The organism is Streptomyces sp. 13-12-16, assembly GCF_002114215.1.
Classification (GTDB): Bacteria; Actinomycetota; Actinomycetes; order Streptomycetales; family Streptomycetaceae; genus Streptomyces.
This window is the reverse complement of sequence record NZ_NCTE01000923.1, coordinates 1-1,245: the sequence shown is the minus strand read 5'-3', so window position 1 is coordinate 1,245 and position 1,245 is coordinate 1. Positions and strand designations below refer to the sequence as shown.

Here is a 1,245-nt window from a genome sequence, read left to right as displayed (position 1 = left end):
TGCCGCCGCCGCGATCCTCGCCCGCCGCTCGGCCAGCGCCTGCACGCCGGCCTGCAGCAGCTCCTCGGCCTGCTCGTCGCTCAGCGCCCGCAGGAGCGCCGAGGCGTTCTCGTCGCGCGGCCGCAGCGCGTGCCAGAAGTCGACCGGCGGCACGAGTCGCGTGCCGGCGGCGAACTCGCCGCCGCGCTCCAGCGGTGTCAGCCGGCCCAGTTCCCGCACACCGGTGGTGTCGTCCGTCGTGTACAGGGCGACCTGACGGTAGTGGGTGACGACCAGGGGCTCGACGCCGCCGGGCAGCCGCAGCGCGCCGACCGGGACGCCCCATGCCCGGCCGTGTGCCGTCGGCAGGGTGGCGGTCCGGCCGTCCGGTGTGCCGACGGTGGTGCGGGCCTCGTCGCCGTCGTCCTCGGTGCGTACCCAGCGGCCGAGGACCGTGCCGTCCGTGCCGAACGGGCTGTCCTCCAGGCCGGGCTGCAGGGGCAGTACGGCGCAGTGCTGCTGGAGCAGGGTGGCGCCGTCGCGGATGCCGGACCGCAGGAACGCGGGCAGCGAGGCACGTCCGTGTTCGCCGGTGGCCGGGTCGTACTCGAGCCACACCTGTCGCGTCCCCTGCCGTCCCTGGCGCCAGTACGAGGTGCCGTCCCCGAGGACGCGGCGCGCGGGCGGCAGGACCGTGTCGCCGGCGTGCAGGGCGCGTCCGCCGGTGACGCGTCCGCCGTCCGGCAGCGGGATCGAGGTCTCGCCGGCGTCGCCGCCGCCGTACCAGTGCGGGAGCTTCTCGCCGCCCAGCGGGAACACCTCGGCCGGGCGGGCCGACCAGTAGCCGTACTGCTTGTCGTCCTGCCGCCACATCACCAGCAGTTCGCCGTCGGTGTAGCGGAACGACGGCCGCTGCCGGCGGTCCGGTTCGACGGGCAGCCGCAGGTCGTGCTCCAGCAGGATGTCCTGCGGTCCCACGACGATCACCTTGTGCCTGCGGGCGAGGATCAGGGCCGGCCAGGCCTCGTGGACGGTGAGGGTGTCCTCACGGTCGCGCCGGGTCTCGGCGTCGAGCCGTCGCAGCGCCTCGTCCAGGGCGGGCCAGCCCAGTTCGTCCGGGAGGCCGGCGCGCAGGGTGTTGCCGAGCAGCGGTGCGACGTCGAACGCGGCGGCCCGTGCGACGGCCGCCGGGTTGATCCGTGCGGCGATCCCGCGGAACGGGTTCAGCCGCTCGAGCGCCGCGCGGGCCGCCGCCAGGCCGGCCGC

Annotated in this window: 1 pseudogene; it reads right to left on the bottom strand. The window is 76.1% G+C overall.

The features are described 5' to 3' along the window. Nucleotides 1-1,245: pseudogene (locus tag B7767_RS32320) on the bottom strand (hypothetical protein); the annotation flags it as partial.